This window comes from Flavobacterium sp. GCM10022190 (assembly GCF_042656445.1).
Lineage (GTDB): Bacteria > Bacteroidota > Bacteroidia > Flavobacteriales > Flavobacteriaceae > Flavobacterium > Flavobacterium nitratireducens.
The window spans coordinates 552,932-578,230 of the sequence record NZ_JBHSOQ010000002.1; the positions used below are offsets into that span (position 1 = coordinate 552,932).

At 32.0% G+C, this 25,299-nt stretch carries 23 protein-coding genes; 20 read left to right on the forward strand and 3 right to left on the reverse strand.

The window, feature by feature from the left end:
• Positions 1-17: 17 nt before the first annotated feature.
• Positions 18-953 carry a YihY/virulence factor BrkB family protein gene (locus ACFPTQ_RS09250; RefSeq protein WP_379776686.1) on the forward strand — a complete coding sequence of 312 codons (936 nt, stop codon included), beginning with the start codon at positions 18-20 and terminating at the stop codon, positions 951-953.
• Positions 954-1,003: 50 nt separating this feature from the next.
• Positions 1,004-3,457, forward strand: a complete 2,454-nt coding sequence (gene priA / locus ACFPTQ_RS09255) for a replication restart helicase PriA (protein ID WP_379776689.1) — start codon at positions 1,004-1,006, stop codon at positions 3,455-3,457.
• A gap of 7 nt (positions 3,458-3,464) precedes the next feature.
• Here priA and ACFPTQ_RS09260 read toward each other — a convergent pair whose 3' ends face one another.
• Positions 3,465-4,160, reverse strand: a complete 696-nt coding sequence (locus ACFPTQ_RS09260) for a LytR/AlgR family response regulator transcription factor (RefSeq protein WP_379776692.1) — start codon at positions 4,158-4,160, stop codon at positions 3,465-3,467.
• A 188-nt stretch (positions 4,161-4,348) separates the two neighbouring features.
• Here ACFPTQ_RS09260 and rpsF point away from each other — a divergent pair, with 188 nt between their 5' ends.
• The 18 genes from rpsF (at position 4,349) to ACFPTQ_RS09350 (ending at position 21,114) form a co-directional block, all read left to right on the forward strand.
• Positions 4,349-4,690, forward strand: coding sequence for a 30S ribosomal protein S6 (gene rpsF, locus ACFPTQ_RS09265; RefSeq protein ID WP_379776695.1), 342 nt, complete (start codon positions 4,349-4,351; stop codon positions 4,688-4,690).
• A gap of 5 nt (positions 4,691-4,695) precedes the next feature.
• Positions 4,696-4,992 (forward strand): 30S ribosomal protein S18, encoded by a 297-nt coding sequence (rpsR, locus tag ACFPTQ_RS09270; protein ID WP_026715037.1) that lies wholly within the window; start codon positions 4,696-4,698, stop codon positions 4,990-4,992.
• A 65-nt stretch (positions 4,993-5,057) separates the two neighbouring features.
• Positions 5,058-5,501, forward strand: a complete 444-nt coding sequence (gene rplI, locus ACFPTQ_RS09275) for a 50S ribosomal protein L9 (RefSeq protein ID WP_379776698.1) — start codon at positions 5,058-5,060, stop codon at positions 5,499-5,501.
• 99 nt (positions 5,502-5,600) lie between these two features.
• Entirely contained in the window at positions 5,601-6,074 is a 474-nt protein-coding gene (locus tag ACFPTQ_RS09280) for a DUF6495 family protein (RefSeq protein ID WP_278035534.1), read from the forward strand.
• A gap of 75 nt (positions 6,075-6,149) precedes the next feature.
• Positions 6,150-8,171: an NAD-dependent DNA ligase LigA gene (ligA, locus tag ACFPTQ_RS09285; RefSeq protein ID WP_379776701.1), complete on the forward strand. Its 2,022-nt coding sequence runs from the start codon at positions 6,150-6,152 to the stop codon at positions 8,169-8,171.
• Between the two features lie 148 nt (positions 8,172-8,319).
• The gene (locus ACFPTQ_RS09290; protein WP_379776705.1) at positions 8,320-8,838 is read left to right on the forward strand and encodes a DUF6913 domain-containing protein; all 519 of its coding nucleotides are present in this window, start codon (positions 8,320-8,322) and stop codon (positions 8,836-8,838) included.
• 8 nt (positions 8,839-8,846) lie between these two features.
• Positions 8,847-9,728, forward strand: a complete 882-nt coding sequence (dapA, locus tag ACFPTQ_RS09295; protein WP_379776708.1) for a 4-hydroxy-tetrahydrodipicolinate synthase — start codon at positions 8,847-8,849, stop codon at positions 9,726-9,728.
• Between the two features lie 134 nt (positions 9,729-9,862).
• Complete coding sequence (locus tag ACFPTQ_RS09300; protein ID WP_379776711.1) at positions 9,863-10,657, forward strand: outer membrane protein assembly factor BamD; 795 nt, start codon at positions 9,863-9,865, stop codon at positions 10,655-10,657.
• 7 nt (positions 10,658-10,664) lie between these two features.
• Entirely contained in the window at positions 10,665-10,982 is a 318-nt protein-coding gene (locus tag ACFPTQ_RS09305) for a DNA-directed RNA polymerase subunit omega (RefSeq protein WP_278035539.1), read from the forward strand.
• 6 nt (positions 10,983-10,988) lie between these two features.
• Positions 10,989-12,200 carry a bifunctional phosphopantothenoylcysteine decarboxylase/phosphopantothenate--cysteine ligase CoaBC gene (coaBC, locus tag ACFPTQ_RS09310; RefSeq protein ID WP_379776714.1) on the forward strand — a complete coding sequence of 404 codons (1,212 nt, stop codon included), beginning with the start codon at positions 10,989-10,991 and terminating at the stop codon, positions 12,198-12,200.
• On the forward strand, positions 12,193-13,077 hold the full coding sequence (locus ACFPTQ_RS09315; RefSeq protein WP_379776717.1) for a DUF4835 family protein: 885 nt from the start codon (positions 12,193-12,195) through the stop codon (positions 13,075-13,077). Before coaBC ends, ACFPTQ_RS09315 begins: the two co-directional genes overlap by 8 nt.
• 50 nt (positions 13,078-13,127) lie before the next feature.
• A complete protein-coding gene (recN, locus tag ACFPTQ_RS09320; protein ID WP_379776720.1) occupies positions 13,128-14,780 on the forward strand; it encodes a DNA repair protein RecN in 1,653 nt (550 codons plus the stop codon).
• Positions 14,781-14,879: 99 nt separating this feature from the next.
• The gene (gene fabV / locus ACFPTQ_RS09325) at positions 14,880-16,073 is read left to right on the forward strand and encodes an enoyl-ACP reductase FabV (protein ID WP_379776723.1); all 1,194 of its coding nucleotides are present in this window, start codon (positions 14,880-14,882) and stop codon (positions 16,071-16,073) included.
• A gap of 150 nt (positions 16,074-16,223) precedes the next feature.
• Positions 16,224-17,228, forward strand: coding sequence for a glycosyltransferase (locus tag ACFPTQ_RS09330; RefSeq protein WP_379776726.1), 1,005 nt, complete (start codon positions 16,224-16,226; stop codon positions 17,226-17,228).
• Positions 17,225-17,812 (forward strand): dephospho-CoA kinase, encoded by a 588-nt coding sequence (gene coaE, locus ACFPTQ_RS09335; protein WP_379776729.1) that lies wholly within the window; start codon positions 17,225-17,227, stop codon positions 17,810-17,812. Before ACFPTQ_RS09330 ends, coaE begins: the two co-directional genes overlap by 4 nt.
• 71 nt (positions 17,813-17,883) lie before the next feature.
• Positions 17,884-19,467: a sensor histidine kinase gene (locus ACFPTQ_RS09340; protein WP_379777203.1), complete on the forward strand. Its 1,584-nt coding sequence runs from the start codon at positions 17,884-17,886 to the stop codon at positions 19,465-19,467.
• Between the two features lie 3 nt (positions 19,468-19,470).
• On the forward strand, positions 19,471-20,181 hold the full coding sequence (locus ACFPTQ_RS09345) for a response regulator transcription factor (protein ID WP_278035547.1): 711 nt from the start codon (positions 19,471-19,473) through the stop codon (positions 20,179-20,181).
• A gap of 84 nt (positions 20,182-20,265) precedes the next feature.
• Positions 20,266-21,114 carry an EamA family transporter gene (locus ACFPTQ_RS09350; protein WP_379776733.1) on the forward strand — a complete coding sequence of 283 codons (849 nt, stop codon included), beginning with the start codon at positions 20,266-20,268 and terminating at the stop codon, positions 21,112-21,114.
• Here the strand turns inward: ACFPTQ_RS09350 and rimK are convergent.
• Positions 21,095-22,477: a 30S ribosomal protein S6--L-glutamate ligase gene (rimK, locus tag ACFPTQ_RS09355; protein ID WP_379776736.1), complete on the reverse strand. Its 1,383-nt coding sequence runs from the start codon at positions 22,475-22,477 to the stop codon at positions 21,095-21,097. The two genes, ACFPTQ_RS09350 and rimK, sit on opposite strands and share 20 nt — an antisense overlap.
• Before the next feature lie 141 nt (positions 22,478-22,618).
• Complete coding sequence (locus ACFPTQ_RS09360) at positions 22,619-25,168, reverse strand: ATP-dependent Clp protease ATP-binding subunit (RefSeq protein WP_379776739.1); 2,550 nt, start codon at positions 25,166-25,168, stop codon at positions 22,619-22,621.
• Positions 25,169-25,299: the final 131 nt, after the last annotated feature.

The window sequence follows — 25,299 nt, forward strand, 5'->3', positions numbered from 1 at the left end:
GAAAATACAATTAATTAATGTCAGTAGAAATAGAAGAAAGGCTAAGAAAAATTCCAGTAGTTCGCAATTTTGTCAATTGGGCAAAAAAAGTGAAGTTGAAAAGACTAAGCGGGATGTCTTTGTATGATTTATTAGAATTGTACATCATAGGACTTACCGAAGGTGCTTTGTCTAATCGTGCGGGAGCGATTGCATTTAGTTTTTTTATGGCATTGTTTCCTTTTGCATTATTTATTTTAAACTTAATACCTTATATTCCTATTGAGGGTTTTCAGGATGATTTTTTAGAATTTGTTGCCGATGGAGTCCCGCCTAATACTTTTTATGCTATTAAAAATATCATTAACGATATCTTGCATAATAGTCACTCTGGATTAGTTTCTTCAGGTTTTTTATTATCCATTTTGTTGATGGCTAATGGATTGAATGCTATTTTAGGAGGCTTTGAAAATTCTAAGCACGTATTAGTTAAACGAGGATTTTTACATCAATATTTAGTAGCCTTAGGTATGTCATTGTTTATGGCTTTTTTGTTGATACTTACTGTGGCAATAATCGTTGTGTTTGAAGTTGTAATTCAACATCTCAACGCAAAAGATTTTTTAAGCGAAAAGATTCCGTTAATTGTAATGGGGCGTTATGCTTTCTTGATTTTGATGATTTTAATTACGACTTCTGTGCTGTTTAAATTTGGAACTAAAAATCAAGAAAATCGTTCTTTTATATCCATAGGTTCTGTGTTTACTACTATTTTAACGATTATTAGTTCTTATTTCTTCGGGGTTTGGGTAATTAAGTTTTCAAAATACAATGAATTGTATGGTTCTATAGGAACATTACTAATTGTTATGTTTTACATTTGGATTAACTGTATGATATTATTGCTTGGTTTTGAGTTGAATGAGGTAATGAATAAATTAAAAAAGAAGAAAGAACATTCTCTGGTACATTAATAGGGTTTGTGGAGAGTAGGTTTTTAATAGTAAAGAATAAGTAATAATAGATGTATTTTGTTGAAGTAATTTTGCCATTAGCACTCGCTAAGACCTTTACCTATAGTGTTTCTGAAGCAGAATACCATTATATACAAAAAGGAATGCGTATAGCAGTTCCATTTGGGAAAAGTAAAATATACACAGCTTTAGCAATCGATTTACATCAAAACCAACCCCTTTTATACGAAGCAAAAGAAATTCATCAAATCTTAGATGAAAAACCTATTGTTACTGAAAATCAAATTAAACATTGGCAATGGATTGCTTCGTATTATATGTGTGCCATCGGCGATGTGTATCGTGGTGCAATTCCTAGTGCATTATTATTGGAAAACGAAACTTTGATTACTCAAAAAGTCAGAGGTTTTGTGGACGAAAGTTTGTTAACTGACGATGAGTTTTTGGTCTTTCAGGCGTTGCAACAACAATCTTCTTTGCGAGTACAGGATGTGATGGGAATTTTGAATAAAAAAAATATTTTTCCCATTATTCAAAAAATGATTGATAAGAATATTGTGGTTTTGCAAGATGAAATCCAAGAATCGTACAAGCCTAAATTAGTTCGATATATTCGATTACATTCCCAGTACGAATCTAATGAAGGATTGTCTCAATTATTAGAAGTCTTAAAAAATGCTGCAAAACAACGAGAAATTGTACTTTCTTATTTCCAACTTAGTGCTAGAAATCATAATAAACCCATTGCAGTAAAAGAATTAACCGAAGCATCAGGGAGTACAGCGGCGGTAGTAAAGGCTTTAATTGAAAAGCAAATTTTAGAGGATTATTTCATTCAAGAAGATCGAGTAAATTATAAGGGTGAATCTAACGATGCATTATTAAAATTAAGTGAAGCGCAACTTCAAGCTTTTGATGGAATTAAAAACAGTTTCTTAGATAAAGAAGTTTGTTTGTTACACGGAGTAACTTCGAGTGGAAAAACAGAAATTTACATTAAGCTGATAGAAGATTATTTAGCAACTGGACAACAAATATTGTATTTGTTGCCAGAAATTGCTCTTACCACTCAATTGGTTTCTCGTTTGCAGGCGCATTTTGGAAACAAAGTGGCGGTTTTTCACTCCAAATACAATAATAATGAACGAGTAGAAGTTTGGAATCAGGTTTTAAGTAATTCAGAAAAAGCACAAATAGTCATTGGGGCTCGTTCGGCATTATTTTTACCTTTTTCAAATCTAGGTTTTATTATAGTTGATGAAGAACACGAGCAAACTTTTAAGCAAATGGATCCCGCACCCAGATATCACGCCCGTGACGCTGCAATTGTGTTGGCTAGTTTTTTTGAAGCAAAGGTTTTGTTAGGTTCGGCTACGCCAAGTATAGAGTCCTATTATAATACTACAACAGGGAAATATGCTTTAGTGGAACTTAAAGCGCGTTATGGAAATGTAATGTTGCCAGAAATCGAATTAGTCGATTTAAAGGATAAGTATTTTCGAAAGCGAATGACGGGACATTTTAGTGATGTTTTAATCGATGCGATAGCGACAGCTGTATCTTCGGGAGAACAAGTGATATTGTTCCAAAATAGGAGAGGGTATTCGCCTTTGTTAGAATGTATGACTTGTGGTCATGTTCCTCAATGTCAACAATGCGATGTGAGTTTAACCTATCACAAGCATAAAAACGAATTGCGTTGTCATTATTGTGGCTATTCGATTGCTAAACCTACCCGTTGTCATAGCTGTTCAGGAATCGATTTAACGACTAAAGGATTTGGTACTGAGCAAATTCAGCAAGAATTGATTCAATTATTTCCAGAACGGAAAATAGGAAGGATGGATCAGGATACTACTCGAGGAAAATTTGGTTTTGAAAAAATTATCGATAGTTTCAAAAACAGAGAAATTGATATTATGGTTGGAACCCAAATGTTAGCAAAAGGATTGGATTTTGATAATGTGAGTTTGGTAGGAATCATGAATGCAGATAATATGCTTTATCATCCTGATTTTAGAGCTTTTGAAAGAAGCTTTCAAACCATGGTACAGGTTGCTGGTCGTGCAGGTCGTTCAGAAAAACAAGGAAAAGTAATTATTCAAACCTATAATCCGCTACATAATACGATTCAACAAGTTACTAATAATGATTACTTAGGAATGTATAAAGAACAATTGTATGATCGTTTAATTTATAAATATCCGCCTTATTTTAGAATTATTAAATTAAGTTTAAAACATCGTGACTTTAATAAATTAAAAGAAGCTTCTATGTGGTTGTATCAAGTTTTGTCTCAAAATTTAGGAATTCCAGTTCTTGGGCCAGAGGAGCCACCTATTAATAGAATCAGGAATGAATATATCAGAACTATAATGGTAAAAATTCCTCAAGAGGTCTCCGTATTGGGTACAAAAAAAACTATCCAAAAAATATTGAATAGTTTTGAGAGTGTAGCTGCTTTTAGAGCTGTAAAAGTTACTTTAAATGTAGACTTTTATTAATATTTTTTTAAGCGTAAGAAAGAGCTTTGATTAAGTCTTCTTTCTTGTTTCTGCTTAATGGAATTTTAGTGGTTCCAATTTCAGCAAATTTACTATTGAAACGTTCAACTTTGTCAATGTTTATAATGTAGGATTTATGAACACGTACAAATTTTTTCCTTGGCAAGTCATTTTCAAAAGATTTCATGGTAGAAAGCACTAAGTGGCTATCGTCTTCAGTAACTACTCTAACATAATCTCCAAAAGCTTCTATCCATTTAATTCTAGCAGTGAATATTTTTAACTTTTTTAAATTACTTTTTATAAAGATGTGTTCTCCTTCTTCTTCTTTAATATCTTGTTTAAGAAGATAAAGGTCTAAAGCTCTTTTTACAGAAGCATTAAAACGATCTACAGCGATAGGTTTTTGTAGATAATCAGTTGCGTCATAATCAAAAGCTTTTAAGGCATATTCAGCCTTTGAAGTAATAAAAATAATTTGTGGTTTGGTTTTTAGACCATCTAAAAAGTCAAAACCACTAATAACAGGCATTTCTACATCAAGGAATATAAGGTCTACATTGTTTACAGACATGCAGCTCTTAGCTTCAATTGCATTAGAAAAATCCCCCACTAAGTGTAGGTTTGGGTGATTATTTACTAATTTTGCGATGATCATCCTTTGTATCGAACTGTCATCAACTACGACACAATTTAGTTTCATAATTATTTGATTTAAAGATTTGGTAGTGTAAAAGTAAATACATTTTTTTTAAAAAACTAATGTTTGTCGATTTTTTTTGCATTACATCGAATAAAAATGTATTACATCGATATTTTTTAAAATTAAATTTGGTGGTTGAATAAAAAGAACTATTTTTGCAGCCAATTTAACAAAATAAATTATTTCTTATGAATTATTATGAAACTGTTTTCATTTTAAATCCCGTTTTATCTGATGTTCAGGTAAAGGAAACAGTAAGCAAATTTGAAGATTTTCTTACTAGTAGAGGAGCAGAAATGGTAGCTAAAGAGGATTGGGGTCTTAAAAAAATGGCTTACGAAATCCAAAACAAAAAATCTGGTTTTTACCATTTATTCGAATTCAAAGTAGCTCCTGAAGTATTAGTAGCTTTTGAAACTGAATTTAGACGTGACGAAAGAGTTATGCGTTTCTTAACTGTAAGTCTTGACAAACATGCTATCTCTTGGGCTGAAAGAAGAAGAGCAAAACTTAAATCTCAAAAAGCTTAATTATCATGGCAACATTACAACAATCTGCTTCAGGAAAAAAAGACGGAGATATCAGATATCTTACTCCTTTAAATATCGAAACTAACAAAACTAAAAAGTATTGTCGTTTCAAAAAATCAGGTATCAAATATGTAGATTATAAAGATGCTGATTTCTTATTGAAATTTGTAAACGAGCAAGGTAAAATTTTACCACGTCGTTTAACTGGTACTTCTTTGAAATACCAAAGAAAAGTGTCTGTAGCTGTAAAAAGAGCTCGTCACTTAGCTTTAATGCCATATGTGGCTGACTTATTAAAATAATAATAATTAATTAAGTTGTTGCCTCGCCGTTGGCGGGCTAACTTCTAAAATACAAGGACAACAACATGGAACTTATTTTAAAGAAAGACGTTCAAAACTTAGGTTTTAAAGATGATATCGTAACTGTAAAAAACGGATACGGTCGTAACTACTTAATCCCACAAGGATTTGCTCAGTTAGCTACTGCTTCTGCTAAAAAAGTATTAGCTGAAAACCTAAAACAAAGAGCGCACAAAGAAGCTAAAATTATTGCTGATGCTAAAGCTACTGCTGAAGCTTTGAAAGCTCTTGAAATTAAAATCGCTGCTAAAGCAGGAGGTGAAAAATTATTTGGTTCAATCACAAATATCGACATCGTTGAAGCTTTAGAAAAAGCAGGTCAAACTATCGAAAGAAAATTCATCACTAGTGGAATTGTTAAACGTACTGGTAAATATTCAGCTACAGTAAGATTACACAGAGATGTTATCGTTGACTTACCTTACGAAATTGTTGCTGAAAAAGCATAATTTCTTATCACTTATACTAAAATCCCGATGCAAATCGGGATTTTTTTTTATAATTAATTTCTGTGTCTGGATTTAGGCGCAAAAAAATATTTAACATTAATGAAATATTCAAGATTAACCAAAGAACAGTTTGAAGAATTGCATCCAGAGTTTACTAACTTTTTAGCGACTCAATCTATTGATAAGGCAGAGTGGGATAAAATTAAAGTTGAAAAGCCAGAAGTGGCAGAGCAAGAATTAGATGTTTTTTCTGATTTAATTTGGGAAGGAGTTTTATCAAAGGCGGAATATTTAGAGCATTTTTCTAAAAATCATATTTTCTTGTTTCAAGCATTTGATAGCTACGTTCAGTCAATTGTTTTAAAATCGTTAGTTCCAGAAGTAGACTTTTTGACGAAAGAAGGTTTGCAATGGCTTAGTGATAATATGTTTACCGAAACTATTGAAATGAAAGTAGGTAAAAAAGTGTTTACGGAAGAGCGAAATACATCAATTTTTTCATTAATTCAACAAGGTGCTTTCTTGAGCGACGGACAATTATTTAAACAAATAAATTCTATTATTGAATCTTAAAATAAGATGTTTTTTATATTAAATTGGTTATTTTAGTGCGCTGTTTGCAGTAACTAAAATGACCAATTTTTTTATATGGATGTACTAAATACAATTCAAAAATTAAGAGAAGAACTGGATCTTCATAACTATAATTATTATGTGTTGGATAATCCAACGATATCCGATTATGAGTTTGATATCAAATTAAAAGAGCTTCAAGATCTAGAAAATTCACATCCGGAGTATTTTGATGCTAATTCGCCAACGCAAAGGGTGGGTGGTACAATTACTAAAAATTTCCAAACTGTTACGCATACGTATCGAATGTATTCTTTGGATAATTCCTATTCTAAAGAAGATTTATTGGATTGGGAAACCCGAATTCAAAAAGTTTTAGGTGATGTCGATTTGCAATATACTTGTGAATTAAAGTATGATGGTGCGTCAATTAGTATAACTTACGAAAATGGAAAGTTACTTCGTGCAGTCACTCGTGGAGATGGTTTTCAAGGGGATGATGTAACAAATAATATTAAAACTATAAAATCCATTCCATTACAATTAAAGGGTAGTGGTTATCCTGAAAAGTTTGATATTCGAGGCGAAATTATTTTGCCTTTTGCTGGTTTTGAAAAAATGAATCAAGAATTGATTGAAATTGGCGAAACCCCTTATTCGAATCCTAGAAATACAGCTTCCGGTAGTTTGAAATTACAAGATAGTGCTGAAGTAGCTAAACGTCCTTTAGAGTGTTTATTGTATTTTATGACAGGAGCTAGTGAAGTTTGTTGGTCTTCTCAACATGAAGCTTTGGAGTATGCTAATAATTGGGGGTTTAAAGTTCCTAAAAAAGAAAAGAAGCAGTATAAGTTTGCCTCTAATATGCAAGAGGTTTTTGAATTTATCGATTATTGGGATGTGCATCGTCATGATTTACCTTATGAAACCGATGGTGTGGTTGTAAAGGTTGATAATTGTTATTATCAAGAGGAGTTAGGTTATACGGCAAAGTCGCCTCGTTGGGCTATTGCGTATAAGTTTAAATCGGAACAGGTTGCTACCAGATTAGAGTCTATTTCCTATCAGGTTGGAAGAACGGGAGCTATTACTCCTGTGGCAAATTTGGAACCAGTACAATTAGCTGGGACCATTGTAAAACGAGCTTCTTTGCATAATGCTGATCAAATTGAAAAATTGGATATCCGAATTGGAGATTCTGTTTTTGTTGAAAAAGGAGGAGAGATTATCCCAAAAATTATAGCGGTTGATTTAGCGAAACGACCTGAAAATTCAGTGCCAACCATTTACATCACGCATTGTCCGGAATGTCAAACCGAATTGGTTAGAAATGATGGAGAAGCGAATCATTATTGTCCTAATTTTTACGGATGTCCTCCGCAAATTATAGGGAGAATTCAGCATTTCATTTCCCGTAAAGCGATGGATATTGAAGGTTTGGGTGGTGAGACGGTGGCTTTGTTGTATAATAATAATCTGGTTCACAATTATGCCGATTTATACGAATTGAAAGTTGAGGATATTTTGCCTTTGGAACGTATGGCGCAAAAATCTGCAGAGAATTTAGTAAATGGTGTGAAAAAATCGACAGCAATTCCTTTTGAAAGTGTTTTGTATGCTTTGGGAATTCGTTATGTAGGAGAAACAGTAGCTAAAAAATTAGCTAAGCATTACAAAAACATTGATGCTTTAACTAAGGCAACATTGATGGATTTAGTTTTAGTGGACGAAATTGGAGAACGAATTGCGCAAAGCGTAGTTGATTTTTTCGAAAATGAAGAGAATAAAGTGATTATAAGTCGCTTAAAAAATTATGGTGTTCAATTTGAAATTGTAGAAAAAGTAAATCTGAATGCTACAACTATCCTCGAAGGAAAAACCTTTGTGGTTTCTGGTGTGTTTACACAATTCTCTAGAGATGAACTTAAAAATGCTATAGAGGATAATGGAGGAAAAGTAGGTAGTTCGATTTCATCTAAAACAGATTATGTTGTTGCGGGGGATAATATGGGGCCAGCTAAATTAGAAAAAGCAAATAAATTAAATATTCCAATCCTGTCTGAAACTGATTTTATAAATATGATTACCACTTCTTAATTGTATTCCAAGGATTGTTATTTGCATTTTTTGATGAAAAATGTGTTAAGAATATAACAAATAGTTTTAAATCATCATTATACTTTTTTAGATTTGCCGCCTTTAGTCTGACTTAATTAATTAATTTTGTTTGCTTATAAAATAAGTTATGGTTATAAATTACTTGAAAGAATTTTTAGTTAAGAAAAAAATTAAAAGTAGTTTACTTACTGCGAATTTAGATTCTGATTTGGGTTTCATAAAAACAGTAGGATTAATTGTTGATGAGAGTTATTTTAAAGAAACACAATCTTTAATTGATGAAATCATCGCTAATGATATAGCCAAAGAAGATATAGAATTACTCCTTTTTAAAAGTAAAAGCACAGCAGATTTTGCTGTTAGAGTAGTTAGATTAGAATCGGGTTTTTTAGATAGAAAAGCAAAAATCACTAGTAAAGAGGTGAATGAATTTCTAGAAAAGAATTTTGATTTATTAGTTAATTATTATGATGTTGAAAAAGCAATTTTACTTGTTGTTTCAAGTCAATCGAAAGCCAAATTTAAAGTTGGTTTTTCGAGTATAGACAAGCGCTTGAATAATTTTATGATTACTACTAATCTGGGAAATTATAAAGTTTTTGTTCGAGAATTATTTAGGTATTTAAAAATTTTAAACAAAATATAATCTATAACATGCAATCATTAATAGGAACAGGTGTTGCTCTTGTGACTCCTTTCAAAGAAGATTTTTCAATTGACACTGAAGCTTTAATAAGAATCGTGAATTTATCTGTGGATGGTGGAGTTGAATATCTAGTAATTTTAGGAACAACTGCTGAAAATGCGACTTTAAATAATGAAGAGAAAGAGTTGGTAATTAAAACAGTTATTGAGGCTAATAACGGTCGTTTGCCATTAGTTCTAGGTGTGGGTGGAAATAATACGATGAAAGTTGTTGAGGAGTTAAAAACAAGAGATATGTCTCCTTTTGAAGCTATTTTATCTGTATCTCCTTACTACAATAAACCTACTCAGGAAGGAATTTATCAGCATTTTAAAGCCATCGCCGAAGCTTCTCCAATTCCTGTTGTGATTTATAATGTACCAGGTAGAACATCGAGTAATATGTTGCCAAAAACAGTTTTGCGTTTAGCAAATGATTTTGAAAATATCGTAGGGATTAAAGAGGCTGTTGGGGATATAGTCCAAGCGATGCAATTAATAAAAGACAAACCAGCAGGTTTTCATGTGATTTCTGGAGATGATATGACCGCTTTGGCTACTGTTTTGGCTGGTGGTTCAGGAGTAATATCTGTTATAGGGCAAGGGTATCCAAAAGAGTTTTCTGAGATGATTCGATTAGGTTTAAACCGTAAAGTTGATGAAGCCTACAAACTACAATATTTATTATCAGATTGTATTGATATGATTTTTGAACAAGGAAATCCAGCTGGTATTAAACAGGTATTTAAAGAATTAGGTATTTCAGAAAACACGGTTCGTTTACCACTTGTATCGGTAGATGAAGATTTGCAACAAAGAATTGCTAATTTTGTAAATACCATCAATAAATAGGAGTATTTGCGAGTATTTTTTTAAATAAAGAAATATTTTGTAGTCGCTAAATTAATAACTAAATTTGCCACCGAATCTTCGGTATGATTTTTTATAGGCTAACGTTGCCTTTTATAAGTAAAACACACAAAATAATGAAAAAAATTGTATCCTTTTTGCTTCTTGTTGTTCTTTTCGGTTCATGTAATGAATATCAAAAAGCTTTAAAAAGTGAAGATGTTTCGGTTAAATATAAAATGGCTGATACTTTATATGGTCAGGCAAAATATACAAAAGCATTACGTTTATTTGAACAAATAGCAACGGAGTATAGAGGAAAACCTCAGGCAGAAAAGATGTTTTATATGTTTGCACAATCGTACTATAAAACAAAGCAATTTTATTTGGCAGCTTATCAGTTTGAAAGTTTTGCTTCTAGTTATCCTAAAAGTGAAAAAATACAAGAAGCTTCTTTTTTAGCAGCAAAAAGTTATGCTATCTTATCGCCAGTATATAGTTTAGATCAGGCTGATACATTTAAAGCTATTGAAAAAATGCAAGGTTTTATCGATCGTTTTCCTAATTCAGAGTATTTAGGCGAAGCTAATATATTGACAAAAGAATTATCGGAAAAAATCGAGAAAAAAGTGTATGAAAATGCAAAAGGTTATAATACCATTTCTGATTTTAAATCGGCTATTGTTGCTTTCGATAATTTTTTAATTGATTATCCTGGTACAAAATACAAAGAAGATGCTTTGTATTATAAATTTGAATCTGCTTATCAATTAGGTATTAATAGTATACCTGATAAAATGAAAGACCGATTAAATGTTGCAAAAGTTTCGTATCAAAATTTAATTAAATTTAAAGGAGATACTAAATATAAAGAAAAGGCAGACGAAATGTATGCTCGAGTTGAACAAGAATTACAAAAATATACTAAATAATAAAGTCATGGATTTAAAAAAGACGAATGCTCCAGTAAACACAATAACGTATAACAAAACGCTTATTGAGCAACCTACTGGAAATGTGTATGAAGCAATTACCATTATGGCTAAAAGAGCAAACCAAATCAATTCTGAAATCAAAAAAGAATTGACTGAAAAATTAGAAGAGTTTGCTACCTATAATGACAGTCTTGAAGAAGTTTTTGAAAACAAAGAGCAAATCGAGGTTTCAAAATTCTATGAAAAATTACCAAAACCACATGCTTTAGCAGTTCAAGAATGGTTAGATGGTAAAATTTATTACAGAGAATCAAATAAATAAGATAAGATGTCAGTTTTAAGCGGTAAAAAAATTTTGCTAGGTGTTTCTGGCGGAATTGCCGCCTATAAAACAGCGTCTTTAGTTCGACTTTTTATAAAAGCAGGTGCACATGTCCAAGTGATAATGACACCTGCTTCTAAGGATTTTGTAACCCCACTTACATTATCTACCTTATCTAAAAATCCAGTTTACTCTACATTTTACAATCAAGACGATGAAGATGAAAAATGGAATAATCATGTAGAATTTGGACTTTGGGCAGATGTAATGATTGTTGCTCCTGCAACTGCAAATACCTTGTCAAAAATGGCATATGGTACTTGTGACAATCTACTTATAGCTACTTATCTTTCAGCTAAATGTCCTGTGTATTTTGCGCCAGCAATGGATTTAGATATGTACAAACATCCTTCTACAATTGCTAGTTTTAAAGCCTTACAACAATTTGGTAATATCATGATTCCTGCCGAAAGCGGAGAATTAGCCAGTGGTTTGTCTGGAGAAGGAAGAATGGCTGAACCCGAAAATATTGTTGCTTTTCTGGAAGCCGATTTAGAAAGTAAATTACCTTTAAAAGGAAAGAAAATTTTAATTACAGCTGGTCCTACTTATGAGGCTATCGATCCCGTTCGTTTTATTGGAAATCATTCTTCTGGAAAAATGGGCTTTGATATTGCTAAAAGTGCCGCAAATTTAGGCGCATCGGTAATATTAATTTCAGGACCTACGCATTGTGAGACTACTCATTCTTTGATTAAACTTGTTAAGGTAGTTTCTGCTCAACAAATGTATGATGCCTGTCATCAATATTATGCTGATGTTGATGTGGCAATAGCTGCAGCCGCCGTTGCAGATTATAGACCTAAAAATGTGGCGGATCAAAAAATTAAAAAAGCAGCCGAAAATTTCGTAATCGAATTAGAGAAAACTAAAGATATATTATCCTCATTTGGAGAAAATAAAAAACACCAATATTTAATTGGTTTTGCATTAGAAACTGAAAATGAAATTGAGAATGCAAAGGCTAAAATTCAGAAAAAAAACTTAGATTTGATTGTTTTAAATTCTTTGCAAGATGAAGGTGCTGGTTTTCAAAAAATGACAAACAAAGTTACTTTTATTGATAAAGAATTTACTATTGAACCGATGGAGTTAAAATCCAAAGAAGCAGTTGCTGATGACATTATAAATAAAGTAATAGCGCATTTTTATGAATAAGATAGTGGTCTTTTTTTTGTTTTTTAGTTTTGGTTTTGTTCATGGGCAACAATTGAACTGCACTGTAACTGTTAATGCGCAAAAAATGGGTAATCCCAACCAGCAAATCTATAAAACGCTGGAAACTTCCCTCAATGAATTTGTCAATAAGACAGATTGGACAGGACAAAATTTTAAACAACAGGAAAAAATTAATTGTTCGATGTATATCACTTTGATGTCGCATAGTTCGGATCAATTTGTTGCTACTATTCAAGTTCAATCTTCTCGACCTGTATTCAATTCGTCTTATGAAACTCCGGTATTAAATATCAATGATAAAGAATTTGGTTTTACGTATACTGAATTTGAAAATTTAGTATTTAATGTAAATACTTTTCAAACGAATTTAATTTCTGTGATTTCTTTTTATACCTACATTATTTTAGGTGCTGATCGCGATACTTTTGAAATGAAAGCTGGTGATGAAAATTTTCAAATTGCACAAACTATCGCAACTGTCGCGCAGCAAAGTGGATATAAAGGCTGGAGTCAATTAGACGGAAACCAAAATCGCTATTTTTTAATCAACGATTTATTGTCGCCTACCTATACTGAAATTCGAAAAACGGTTTTCGATTATCACCAAGGATTGGATATTATGACTGATAATGTGAAGACTGCTAAAGAAAAAGTGAAAACAGCCATTTTAGGACTGAATAAATTATATAATTCAAAGCCTAATGCGTATCTAACCCGTATTTTTTTTGATGCCAAATCAGATGAAATAGCATCCATTTTTACAGGAGGGCCAAGTATTAATATCACTGATTTAGTTGATAATTTGAATAAAATTTCGCCTATTAATTCTAGCAAATGGGCTGCTCTTAAATATTAATTTTTTTGAAATTTAAAATTTCTTTACAAAACCCATAATAAATACAAGTAATGATTACTGCGCTATCAATAAAAAATTATGCTTTAATTGAGAGATTGACGATTGATTTTTCTAAAGGATTTTCAATTATTACTGGTGAAACAGGAGCAGGAAAATCGATTATATTAGGCGCTTTAGGATTGGTTTTAGGGAAAAGAGCTGATTTAACCTCTTTAAAAAATAAAGAAGAAAAATGCATTATCGAAGCACAGTTTGATATTTCAAAATACAATTTAAAAGTTTTTTTCGAAGCAAATGATTTGGATTATGAAGAAGAAACGATAATAAGAAGAGAAATTCTACCTTCAGGAAAATCACGTGCATTTGTGAATGACAGTCCAGTAAACTTACAAGAATTGCAGGATTTAGGTTTGTTTTTAATTGACATACATTCGCAACAACAAACCAGAGAATTGACAGATGAAAACGTACAGTTTGATATTATCGATGCAATTGCAGTGAATCAAGAGATTATCACGGAATATCAGTCACTTCTTAAAAGTTATAAATCGGATAAGTCAAAATTGAATTCGCTCATAAAAAAACAAAGTGAATCTAATAAAGAAAAAGAGTATCATACTTTTTTATTGAACGAATTGCAAGCTGCTCAATTAAAAGCTGGGGAACAGGAAGAATTAGAAAGTGTTTTTGAAAAACTTAATAATGTTGAAAGTATTCGAGAGGCTATTGACAAATCTTTAGCTATTGCCAACGAAGAGCAATTTGGTGTTTCCGGAAATTTGAAAGAGATTAAAAATGCACTTTCTAAAATTGCGTCTTTTGCACCCGAATATCAGGAATTGTTGGAGCGAATTATAAGTTTATCAATTGAATTTGATGATATTTCTAGTGAAATGAATAGTTGTTCAGAAAAAATTGTTTTGGATCCAGAACAATTGGAACAAACTAATCAAAAATTGCAACTAATTTACAATTTACAAAAGAAACATCAAGTAGCTACGGTTGAGGAATTATTAGAAATTCAATCGCAATTAGAAAATGAAGTCGTTGAATTAGGAAATATTGAAGAGGAAATTGCTCATTTGAATGCTGAAATTATTCAAAAAACTACTCAATTAGATCTTTTAGCCAATACCATTCACAATAACAGGGTAGAAGCGATTCCTCTTTTGTCTGAAAAAATGATTGGAATTTTGGCTACACTTGGAATGCCTAACTCTCGCTTTAATATTGAAGTTACTCAAGGAGAAAGTTATTTTGCAAACGGAAAAGACGAAATACAATTTTTATTTTCGGCTAATAAAGGAACTGATTTTGGTTTACTGAAAAAAGTAGCTTCAGGAGGAGAAATGTCGCGTATAATGTTGGCTGTTAAAGCGATTTTGGCACAATACTCCAAATTACCAACATTAATTTTTGACGAAATTGACACTGGAGTTTCGGGTGAAATTGCCATTAAAATGGGGGAGATTATGAAGCAAATGAGTCATACAATGCAAATTTTTGCTATTACCCATTTACCACAAATTGCGGCAAAAGGAGATGCTCATTTTAAAGTTTCAAAATCTACGATAGGTGATGATACTCAATCGGAGTTGAAATTATTGACAGATGATGAAAGAGTGGTCGAAATTGCTCAAATGTTATCGGGTGCAATAATTTCTGATTCGGCTCTAAATCATGCGAAAGCCTTGTTGAACTAAAAAATTGCCCTATATTTGCCAACCAAAAATAATAGCTTTTTGATTAAAGTTGTTCATAGATTGCTTAAAGAAAAAATTAAAATATAATATTGATACATTATGATCATAGAACCTAGAATGAGAGGATTTATTTGCTTGACAGCACACCCTGCAGGATGCGAGCAAAATGTTAAAAATCAAATTGAATATGTTAAATCAAAAGGAGCAATTGATGGTGCTAAAAAAGTATTGGTAATTGGCGCTTCTACTGGATTTGGTTTAGCTTCAAGAATTTCAAGTGCTTTTGGTTCTGATGCTGCTACTATTGGAGTGTTTTTTGAAAAACCACCTATGCCTGGTAAAACGGCTTCACCGGGATGGTACAATTCTGCGGCTTTTGAAAAAGAGGCTCACAAAGCAGGTTTATATGCAAAAAGTATCAATGGAGATGCTTTCTCTAATGAGGTAAAAAGAGAGACTTTAGATTTAATTAAAGCCGATTTGGGTCAGGTTGATTTAGTAATTTACAGTTTAGCTTCACCAGTACGTACAAATCCTAATACAGGAGTTACACACCGTTCTGTTTTGAAACCAATTGGAGGAACTTTTACTAATAAAACTGTAGATTTTCATACTGGAAAAGTTTCAGAAGTTTCTATCGAACCATGTTCTGGTGATGATATCGAAAATACAATCGCTGTTATGGGTGGAGAAGATTGGGCAATGTGGATTGATGCTTTAAAAGCTGAAAATTTATTGGCACCTGGAGCTACAACAGTTGCCTATTCTTATATTGGGCCAGAGGTAACTGAGGCTGTATATAGAAAAGGAACAATTGGTAGAGCTAAAGATCATTTAGAAGCTACTGCTTTTACCATTTCAGATAGTTTAGCTGATATTAACGGTAAAGCATATGTTTCTGTTAATAAAGCATTAGTGACACAAGCGAGTTCGGCAATTCCTGTAATTCCATTGTATATTTCCTTATTGTATAAAACAATGAAAGAAAAAGGAATTCACGAAGGGTGTATTGAACAAATTCAACGTTTATATCAACAAAGATTATTTACAGGTGCTGAAGTTCCTGTTGATGAAAAAGGAAGAATCCGTATTGACGATTGGGAAATGCGCGAAGATGTTCAGGCTAATGTGGCTAAATTATGGACAGAAGCTACAACGGAAAACTTAGCTGAAATAGGTGATTTAGAAGGATACAGAAATGATTTCTATAACTTATTTGGTTTTGAATTAGCTGGAGTAGATTATAAAGCAGAAGCTGACGAAATGGTTCAGGTTGAAAGCATAGCTCAATAATTTTCAACAAAAATTACAAAGATAAATTAGTGATTCGCCTTAGTTTTAAATGTATAAAAAGCATTTAAAGTTAAGGCGAATTGTTGTTTAAAGTCTATCTTTGTTAAAAAATTACATTTATATTGTATCATTAATACCTTTTTTAAGAATATGTATTTTTCTTTGATTATTCCTGTATATAATCGTCCGGATGAAGTAGATGAACTTTTGGATAGTTTATCAAAATTAGATTATAAAGAAGCTTTTGAAGTTGTTATAGTGGAAGATGGGTCTTCTATTCGTTGTGATGATGTAGTCCGAAAATATGCAGGTAAGCTCGCAATGGCTTATCACTTTAAAGAAAACTCAGGACCTGGGGATTCTAGAAATTATGGAATGAAAGTAGCAAAAGGTGACTATTTTATCATTTTTGATTCGGATTGTATTATTCCATCTGAATATTTATCTGAGGTAGATAAGGCCTTGAAAGAGAATTATGTAGATTGTTTTGGTGGTCCTGATCGTGCTTTAAAAAGTTTTTCGGATATTCAAAAAGCAATTAATTTTGCAATGACTTCTTTTTTAACTACTGGAGGAATTCGTGGAGGTTCGGAAAAAATTGGAAAATTTCAACCTCGTAGTTTTAATATGGGAATTTCTCGTAAAGCATTTGAGGCTTCTAAAGGTTTTGGGAATATTCATCCAGGAGAAGATCCAGATTTATCCATACGTTTATGGAATTTAGGTTTTGAAACAAGATTGATTCCTACAGCCTATGTATATCATAAAAGAAGGATTGATTGGGATAAATTTTCTATTCAGGTGAATAAATTTGGTAAAGCAAGACCAATTTTAAATAGTTGGTATCCTCAGTATAGTAAGTTAACTTTCTTTTTTCCAACTTTTTTCGTTATCGGATTAGCACTTTCTGTTGCTTTATTGGTATTTACTTATGATTTTTTAGCTAAATTGTATTGTGTTTACTTTTTCATGATTTTTTTAGTTTCAACCTATCAAAATAGAAGTGTCAAAATTGGTTATTTATCGGTTACAGCAGTTTGGAAACAATTTTTAGGTTACGGAATGGGTTTTATGGAATCCTATTATAAAGTGATTATTTTAAAACAAAAACCGGAAGTCGCTTTTCCTAATTTATTTTTCAATGTAAAAAAATGAAGCCCAAAATCATTGGTTTAACAGGAGGAATTGGCAGTGGTAAATCCACAATAGCTAATTATTTAGTTTCTTTAGGTTATCCTGTTTATATTGCTGATGATGCAGGTAGGAAAGTGATGCAGGAGCAAGAAGTTCTAGATGCGATTAAAGAGAAATTTGGCCTAGAAATTTTTGAGAATAATCAATTAAACAGAGCTAAACTGGCTCAAATTGTATTTAATGATCCCGTTCAATTAAAAGCTTTAAATGCTATTGTGCATCCTGCTGTTAGGAAGGATTTTAAAAATTGGCAGACACAGCATCAAGAATCAAATTTAGTTTTTTATGAATCCGCTATTTTATTTGAAAGCGGTAGTTATACAGATTTTGACAAAATAATAACGGTAACAGCACCAATAGAAACCAGAATTTCAAGGGTTTTAGAAAGAGATGATACTGAAAGAACGCAAATTTTGAATCGAATGAAGGCACAATGGACAGATGATGAACGTATTTCAAAGAGTGATTTTGTTATAGAAAATATAAATATTGATCTTGCAAAGCGAAAAATGGATGAATTTCTTAAAATTTTATCGATTAATTAATTGAAACGCCAGATGTTAATGTTTGGTTAATGTATTATCAAGCATAATGTTAAAATATTAATTTTGTTTTGATGAATAAATTATTTTTTAGATTTCTTGTTCTTTTGATGAGTTTGTCCCTGATAGGGATAATACTTGTTCAGGTGTATTGGTTTAATACCTCTTTTAAAAACAATGATGATCAATTTGGTTATCATGTCACTCAAGTAATAGATAATGTTGCTGATAAAATTGAAAAGCAAGAGGCTTATAACTTTTATGCTAAATACAATAGTTATAAAGATAGTACAGGTAAGCTGCCTAAAAAAGAAGATTTATCCGAGATATATTACGTTCAAAAAGATTTAAAAACGAATAAAACAATCGTTTATTCTAATAGTATCATTTCTGAAGATTACGATATTACGGCTGATTTATTTAATAAAAAATTTAGTAGTGAACGTTTTAAAACTTTTAATTCTAAAAGAGTTACTGAGGTTTATAACAATAATAATGTTGATAAATCTAGTCTGCAACAAAGTTTGGTGCCGGATTTAAAAGTTGAAAAATCAGGAAATCTTGATATTTTAGGTAATGCTCAGTTTGAAATTTTTTTCAAAGACATAGCTTCTGCAATGCCTTTGGAAGAAAGGGTGTCTAAGGAAACCGTACAAAGACTCATTAAAAAAGAATTAGAAGTATATGGAGTTGATACAAAATTTGAGTTTGCAATATTAAGTAATGGAAGTGAGACCAAAATAAAATCAAATGGTTTTCATTTTGACAGAGAGGCTACCTATTCCGTTCCAATTTTATCAGATAATGAAGGGAATGAAAAATATCGATTATCAATTACTTTTCCTCAGAAGAAGCGATTTCTTTTATCAGAATTAGTAAGTATAACAATCTTATCGATCGTCTTTACGTTAATTATTTTAATTGCATACACTAGTGCTTTAAATCAGTTGATCCGTCAACGTCAAATATCGGAGATTAAGACTGATTTTATAAACAATATGACGCATGAGTTTAAAACACCTATCGCTACCATAAATTTAGCTTTAGATGCTATTAAAAACCCAAAGATTATTGAAGATAAGGAAAAAGTTTTTCGCTATTTACAAATGATTAGGGATGAAAATAAACGAATGCATGCTCAAGTAGAAAATGTATTACGTATTTCTAAACTAGAGAAAAAAGAATTAGATATAGAAAAAGGGTCAAGTAATGTCGAAGATGTTATTTATGATGCTATTGAGCATGTAAATTTGATTTTGCAAGACAGAGGAGGAGTAATAAGAAATCATTTTGAAGCTGTACGAACTACTGTTTTAATTAATGAAGTGCATTTTACAAATGTTATTGTGAATATTTTGGAAAATGCCATTAAATATTCTCCAGAAGATCCACAAATAGATATTTATACAGAGAATATCAAAGATATGATTCTCATAAAGGTAAAAGATCAAGGATTAGGAATGAGTAAGGTGGCTCAAAAAAGGGTTTTTGAAAAATTTTATCGAGAACATACTGGTGATTTACATAATGTTAAAGGTCATGGTTTGGGCTTGGCTTATGTAAAAAGAATAGTAGAGGACCATAACGGTCAAGTTTATGTAGAAAGTGAAAAGGGAAAAGGAAGTACCTTCATTATAAAATTACCTCTAATAAATTAGATTATGGAAAATAGCAATAAAAAAATTCTCTTAGTAGAAGATGACTTGAATTTTGGAGCTGTATTGAAAGATTATTTGATGTTAAATGACTTTGATGTTACTTTAGCAAAAAATGGTATGGAAGGTTTTGAGAAGTTTAAAAAAGATTCTTATGATTTGTGTATACTGGATGTAATGATGCCATATAAAGATGGTTATACATTAGCAAAAGAAATAAGAGAGAAAAATGCCGATGTGCCTATTATCTTTCTTACCGCTAAATCAATGAAAGAAGATGTTTTAAAAGGATATAAAGCAGGTGCTGATGATTATTTGAATAAGCCTTTTGACTCTGAAGTTCTATTGATGAAAATCAAAGCGATTATTCAAAGAAAAGCTTCTGATGTCAAAACAGAACAAGTACCATTTGAGTTCACTATTGGTAAATTCCATTTGAATTCTAAATTACGTTTCTTAAGTTTTGCTGGTGAAGAACCAGTTAAACTTTCTCCAAAAGAGAATGAATTATTAAAAATGTTAATTCTTCATGAGAATGATTTAATGCCAAGAGAACTGGCTCTTACTAAAATTTGGAGAGATGACAACTATTTTACTTCTAGAAGTATGGATGTTTATATTGCCAAATTGCGTAAATATTTGAAACAAGATGAAGATGTTGAAATTTTAAATATTCATGGTGAAGGTTTCCGATTGGTAATTAAAAATAAGGCTTAATAATTAAAGTTTTGAAGCTAAGATTGCCCCGATAGTATACACTTTTGGGGCTTTTTTATGAATTATTGTTTTTAAAAAATTGTCATGTTGTATTTGTTTTTAAGTGTGATTTGCAGCGTTTCGGTTGGGGTTGTTTTTAAAATTGCTAAATCAAGGTCGACTAATGCAAAACAAATTGTACTGTTTAATTACGTTTTTGCACTCTTACTTTGTTATGCTTTTTTTTCTCCTAAGGTGGAAAAAATTACTACTGAAGCTCCTTTATTTTTGTATGGCAGTTTAGGGGTTTTGTTACCAGTTGTATTTATGTTTTTAATTACTTCTATCAAAAACATTGGCATTGTAAAGACTGATGCGGCGCAGCGATTGTCTCTGTTTGTTTCTATACTTGCGGCCTGGTTGGTTTTTGGAGAGGTTTTTTCTATGATAAAACTTATCGGAATTGTAATTGGTTTTCTAGCTTTATTTTGTGTTTTGTATAAAACATCAGATGTTGAAAATACTAATTTGAAGTATCCAATTTTAGTTTTCTTAGGTTTTGGTGTAATTGATATATTGTTTAAAAAGGTTGCCGCATTTACTTTAGTACCCTATACGACTTCTTTATTTGTAATCTTTGCAATTGCGCTACTGATTATGTCAATTATTGTGGTATATGAAAACTTAAAATTGAAAAATACAATTGAAATTAAAAATTTTCTTTTTGGATTGCTTGTTGGATGTTTGAATTTTGGGAATATTCTTTTTTATCTTAAAGCGCATCAGTTGTACTCCACCAATCCATCCACTGTTTTTGCAGGGATGAATATGGGAGTTATTTTTTTAGGAAGTGTAGTTGGAATTATTGTTTTTAAAGAAAAGTTATCAAAACTAAATTTTGTTGGTCTTTTGTTGGCTCTAGTTTCAATTGTCTTTATAGTTCTTTCTGTTTAGATTCAATTTTAAAGTTTTTTTCAATTGCTCTAATCATTTCTCCTGCAATATCTTTATTGGTTGCTGTTTCGATTCCTTCAAGACCTGGGGATGAATTTACTTCTAATAGTAAAGGTCCTTTTGAAGAACGGATAATGTCTACTCCGGCGACTCTTAAATCCATAGCCTTTGCGGCTTTGATGGCAATTTTCTTCTCTTCGGATGTAGCTTTAATAACTGAAGCAGTCCCTCCAAGATGAATATTTGCTCTAAATTCACCAGACATAGCCTCACGTTGGATGGTGGCTACTACTTTTCCATCTACAACAAACAGACGAAGGTCTTTTCCATTGGCCTCTTTAATAAATTCCTGTACAAGAATATTTGCATTTAAACTTTTGAAAGCGTTAATAACGCTCTCAGCAGCTTTTTTAGTTTCAGCTAATACAACTCCTTTACCTTGAGTTCCTTCTAATAATTTGATAATAAGAGGAGAACCACCCACCATTTTGATTAAGTCGTCGGTATCTAATGGAGAATTGGCGAAACCTGTCGTCGGGATACCAATGCCGCTTTGCAATAATAGTTGCAATGAAAACAATTTATCTCTTGATTGTGTAATAGCTGTAGATGAATTCAAACAAAATACATTTAAGGCTTCGAATTGTCTGGTTAATGAGCAACCATAAAACGTGATACTTGGTCGAATTCTAGGGATAATAGCGTCAAATTCGTTTAATATTTTACCACCTCTATAATGAATTTCAGGTTTTTTAGCATCGAGTTTGATGTAGCATTCTTTGATGTTTAAAAAATGCATTTCGTGACCACGCATTTCTCCAGCTTCCATAATTCTTTTGTTGCTATATAATTCAGGATTGCTGGCTAACAAACCTATACGTAATCCGCTAGGTGCTTTTTCAGAATTTTTATAGATTTCTTTTATACTGTCGTTTGTGGGTTCTCCTAAAAGGAATTGCTGCTCAGGATCAACTAATATTCTGCCACTCATTGCCTCACGACCCAAAAGCATTCGGAAGCCCATAGTGTCCCTGTTTGTTAGTGTCATTTCTATAGGCCATGCCGATTCTCCAATTTTAAGATTGGTTTGTATTACATAGCGTTGTTCTCTATAGCCACTTGAGCTTTTTACAATTCTTTTGTCGATCAAAGGAGCTTCACAATGAATGATGGTTTTTGAATTGTTTTGGATAGGATTAATGTCAAACTTAACCCAATTGGCATCATCTTTAATAAATGGAGCAATATTAATAGCATGAAGAGCAGAGGTTTTTGCGCCAGAATCAACTCTTGCTTTAATTATTGGAATTCCTAATTCAGGAAAAGAACACCATTCTTCGCTGCCTACTACTAATTTATTCATTTTGATATTGGTTGAATTGGTCTGTGTTTTCAAACTTCAAATGTAGTTATTTGTTATTTATATTGATGGGAAATATGTTAAATGAATAAACCCGTTACGTTATGAAAACGTAACGGGTTTGGTTATGTTTTTTCGGAAGAGTTACAAATTAGTTGTTTCTCCTGCCTTGTTAATTTTAACTTTTAATTCTTGAGTGCCTTCTTCGATATCCATGAAAATTTCGTCACCAGCAGCTATTTTAGAAGTAATAATTTCTTCTGCTAAAGCATCTTCAACGTATTTTTGGATCGCTCTTTTAAGAGGTCTTGCTCCAAATTGTTTATCGAAACCTTTTTCGGCAATAAAAGCTTTTGCTTCGTCAGAAAGTTTTAAGATATATCCTAAATCAGCAATTCTAGCATATAATTTTTTCAACTCGATTTCGATAATTAAATCAATATCATGTTTTTCTAAAGCATTAAACACAATTACATCATCAATTCTGTTTAAGAATTCTGGCGCAAAAGTTTTCTTTAAAGCATTTTCAATGATACTTTTCGAATTATCATCTGCCTGAGCAACTTTAGCTGCTGTTCCAAAACCAACTCCTTGACCAAAATCTTTTAATTGTCGTGCTCCTACGTTAGAAGTCATAATGATTATGGTGTTTTTAAAGTCGATTTTTCTACCTAAGCTATCAGTTAAAAAACCATCATCTAATACTTGTAATAACATATTAAATACATCGGGATGCGCTTTTTCGATTTCGTCTAAAAGAACAACTGCATATGGTTTTCTACGTACTTTTTCTGTTAATTGTCCACCTTCTTCGTAACCAACGTATCCTGGAGGTGCTCCAATTAAACGAGAAATAGCAAATTTCTCCATGTATTCACTCATATCGATACGAACTAAAGCATCTTCAGAATCGAATAATTCTTTTGCTAAAACTTTTGCTAATTGTGTTTTACCTACCCCTGTTTGTCCTAAGAAGATAAATGATCCAATAGGTCTGTTAGGGTCTTTTAAACCAGCACGATTTCTTTGAATTGAACGCGCAATTTTAATAACCGCTTCTTTTTGACCAATTACTTTACTTTCAATAAGTTCAGGTAATTTAGCTAACTTGTTGCTTTCAGTTTGTGCAATACGATTTACAGGGATTCCAGTCATCATAGAAACAACATCTGCAACATTGTCTTCTGTTACTTGAATACGATTGCTTTTAGCGTCTTCTTCCCATTGTTCTTGTGCAATTGCTAAATCTTTTTCAAGACGTTTTTCGTCATCACGAAGTTTAGCAGCTTCCTCGTATTTTTGTTTCTTAACAACAGCATTTTTTAATTCTCTAATTTCTTCTAATTGACGTTCTAAGTCTAATATTTTCTTTGGAACTTCAATATTAGTAATATGTACACGAGAACCAGCCTCGTCCATTGCATCAATAGCTTTGTCTGGCAAGAAACGTTCTGACATGTATCGATTTGTTAATTTTACACAAGCTTCGATTGCTTCAGGTGTGTAAGTAACATTGTGGTGGTCTTCGTATTTGTTTTTAACGTTATTCAAAATGGTAATTGTTTCCTCTACAGAAGTAGGTTCTACAATAATTTTCTGAAAACGTCTTTCTAGAGCACCATCTTTTTCTATGTATTGTCTGTATTCGTCTAATGTTGTAGCTCCAATGCACTGGATTTCACCTCTTGCTAATGCAGGTTTGAACATATTAGAAGCGTCTAAAGAACCAGTAGCACCTCCAGCGCCTACAATAGTGTGAATCTCGTCTATGAAAAGAATGATATCGTCATTTTTTTCTAGCTCATTCATTACAGCTTTCATTCTTTCTTCAAACTGTCCTCTGTATTTAGTACCGGCAACTAAGCTAGCTAGATCTAGGGTAACTACTCGTTTATTGAATAGAATTCTGGAAACTTTCTTTTGGATGATTCGTAATGCTAATCCTTCGGCAATAGCAGATTTACCCACTCCAGGTTCACCAATTAGTAAAGGGTTGTTTTTTTTACGACGGCTCAAAATTTGGCAAACACGTTCAATTTCTTTTTCGCGTCCTACCACAGGATCAAGTTTGCCTTCTTCGGCCATATCTGTCAAATCTCTACCAAAATTGTCCAAAACCGGAGTTTTAGATTTTTTATTGGACTTATTAGCAGGATTATTAAAATTGCCTTCTTTTAGACTGTCATCTTGTCCTAAATCATCATTGTAAGAGTCAGTAGCTCTTGGTAAGTTTTCTAAGAATTCTTCTTCGTTTGGTGTCATATTTAAATATTGTTCTTTAGCTACATCGTAATCTATTTTTAGTTTATTCAATAGCTTGGTTGTAGGATCGTTTTCGTTTCTTAAAATACACAACAACAAGTGTGCTGTACTTACCGATGGGCTTTGGAAAACCTTAGCTTCTAAAAAGGTTGTTTTGAGCGCGCGCTCTGCCTGACGGGTCAAGTGCAAGTTTTTCTTTTCTAAATTGTTGTCTATTCCAGGGATTGCAGGGCTTAGGATTTCTACCTTTCTACGCAAATGATCAAGGTCTATAGATAAATTGTTTAATATCTGTATTGCTTTCCCATTACCATCTCTAAGGATACCAAGCATCAAGTGTTCTGTCCCAATGAAGTCATGACCTAGTCGTAAAGCTTCTTCTTTACTGTAGGTAATAACATCTTTTACTCTTGGTGAAAAATTGTCATCCATAATATTTATTTCTAATAATGTAAATTTAGTGAATTACTAATTGAAAAACAAAAACCGTACCCAAGTACTTCTTTTAGCTAATTGACAAAAAAAATGATAAAAACACCTGATTTTTATTTGAAATTAGTAAA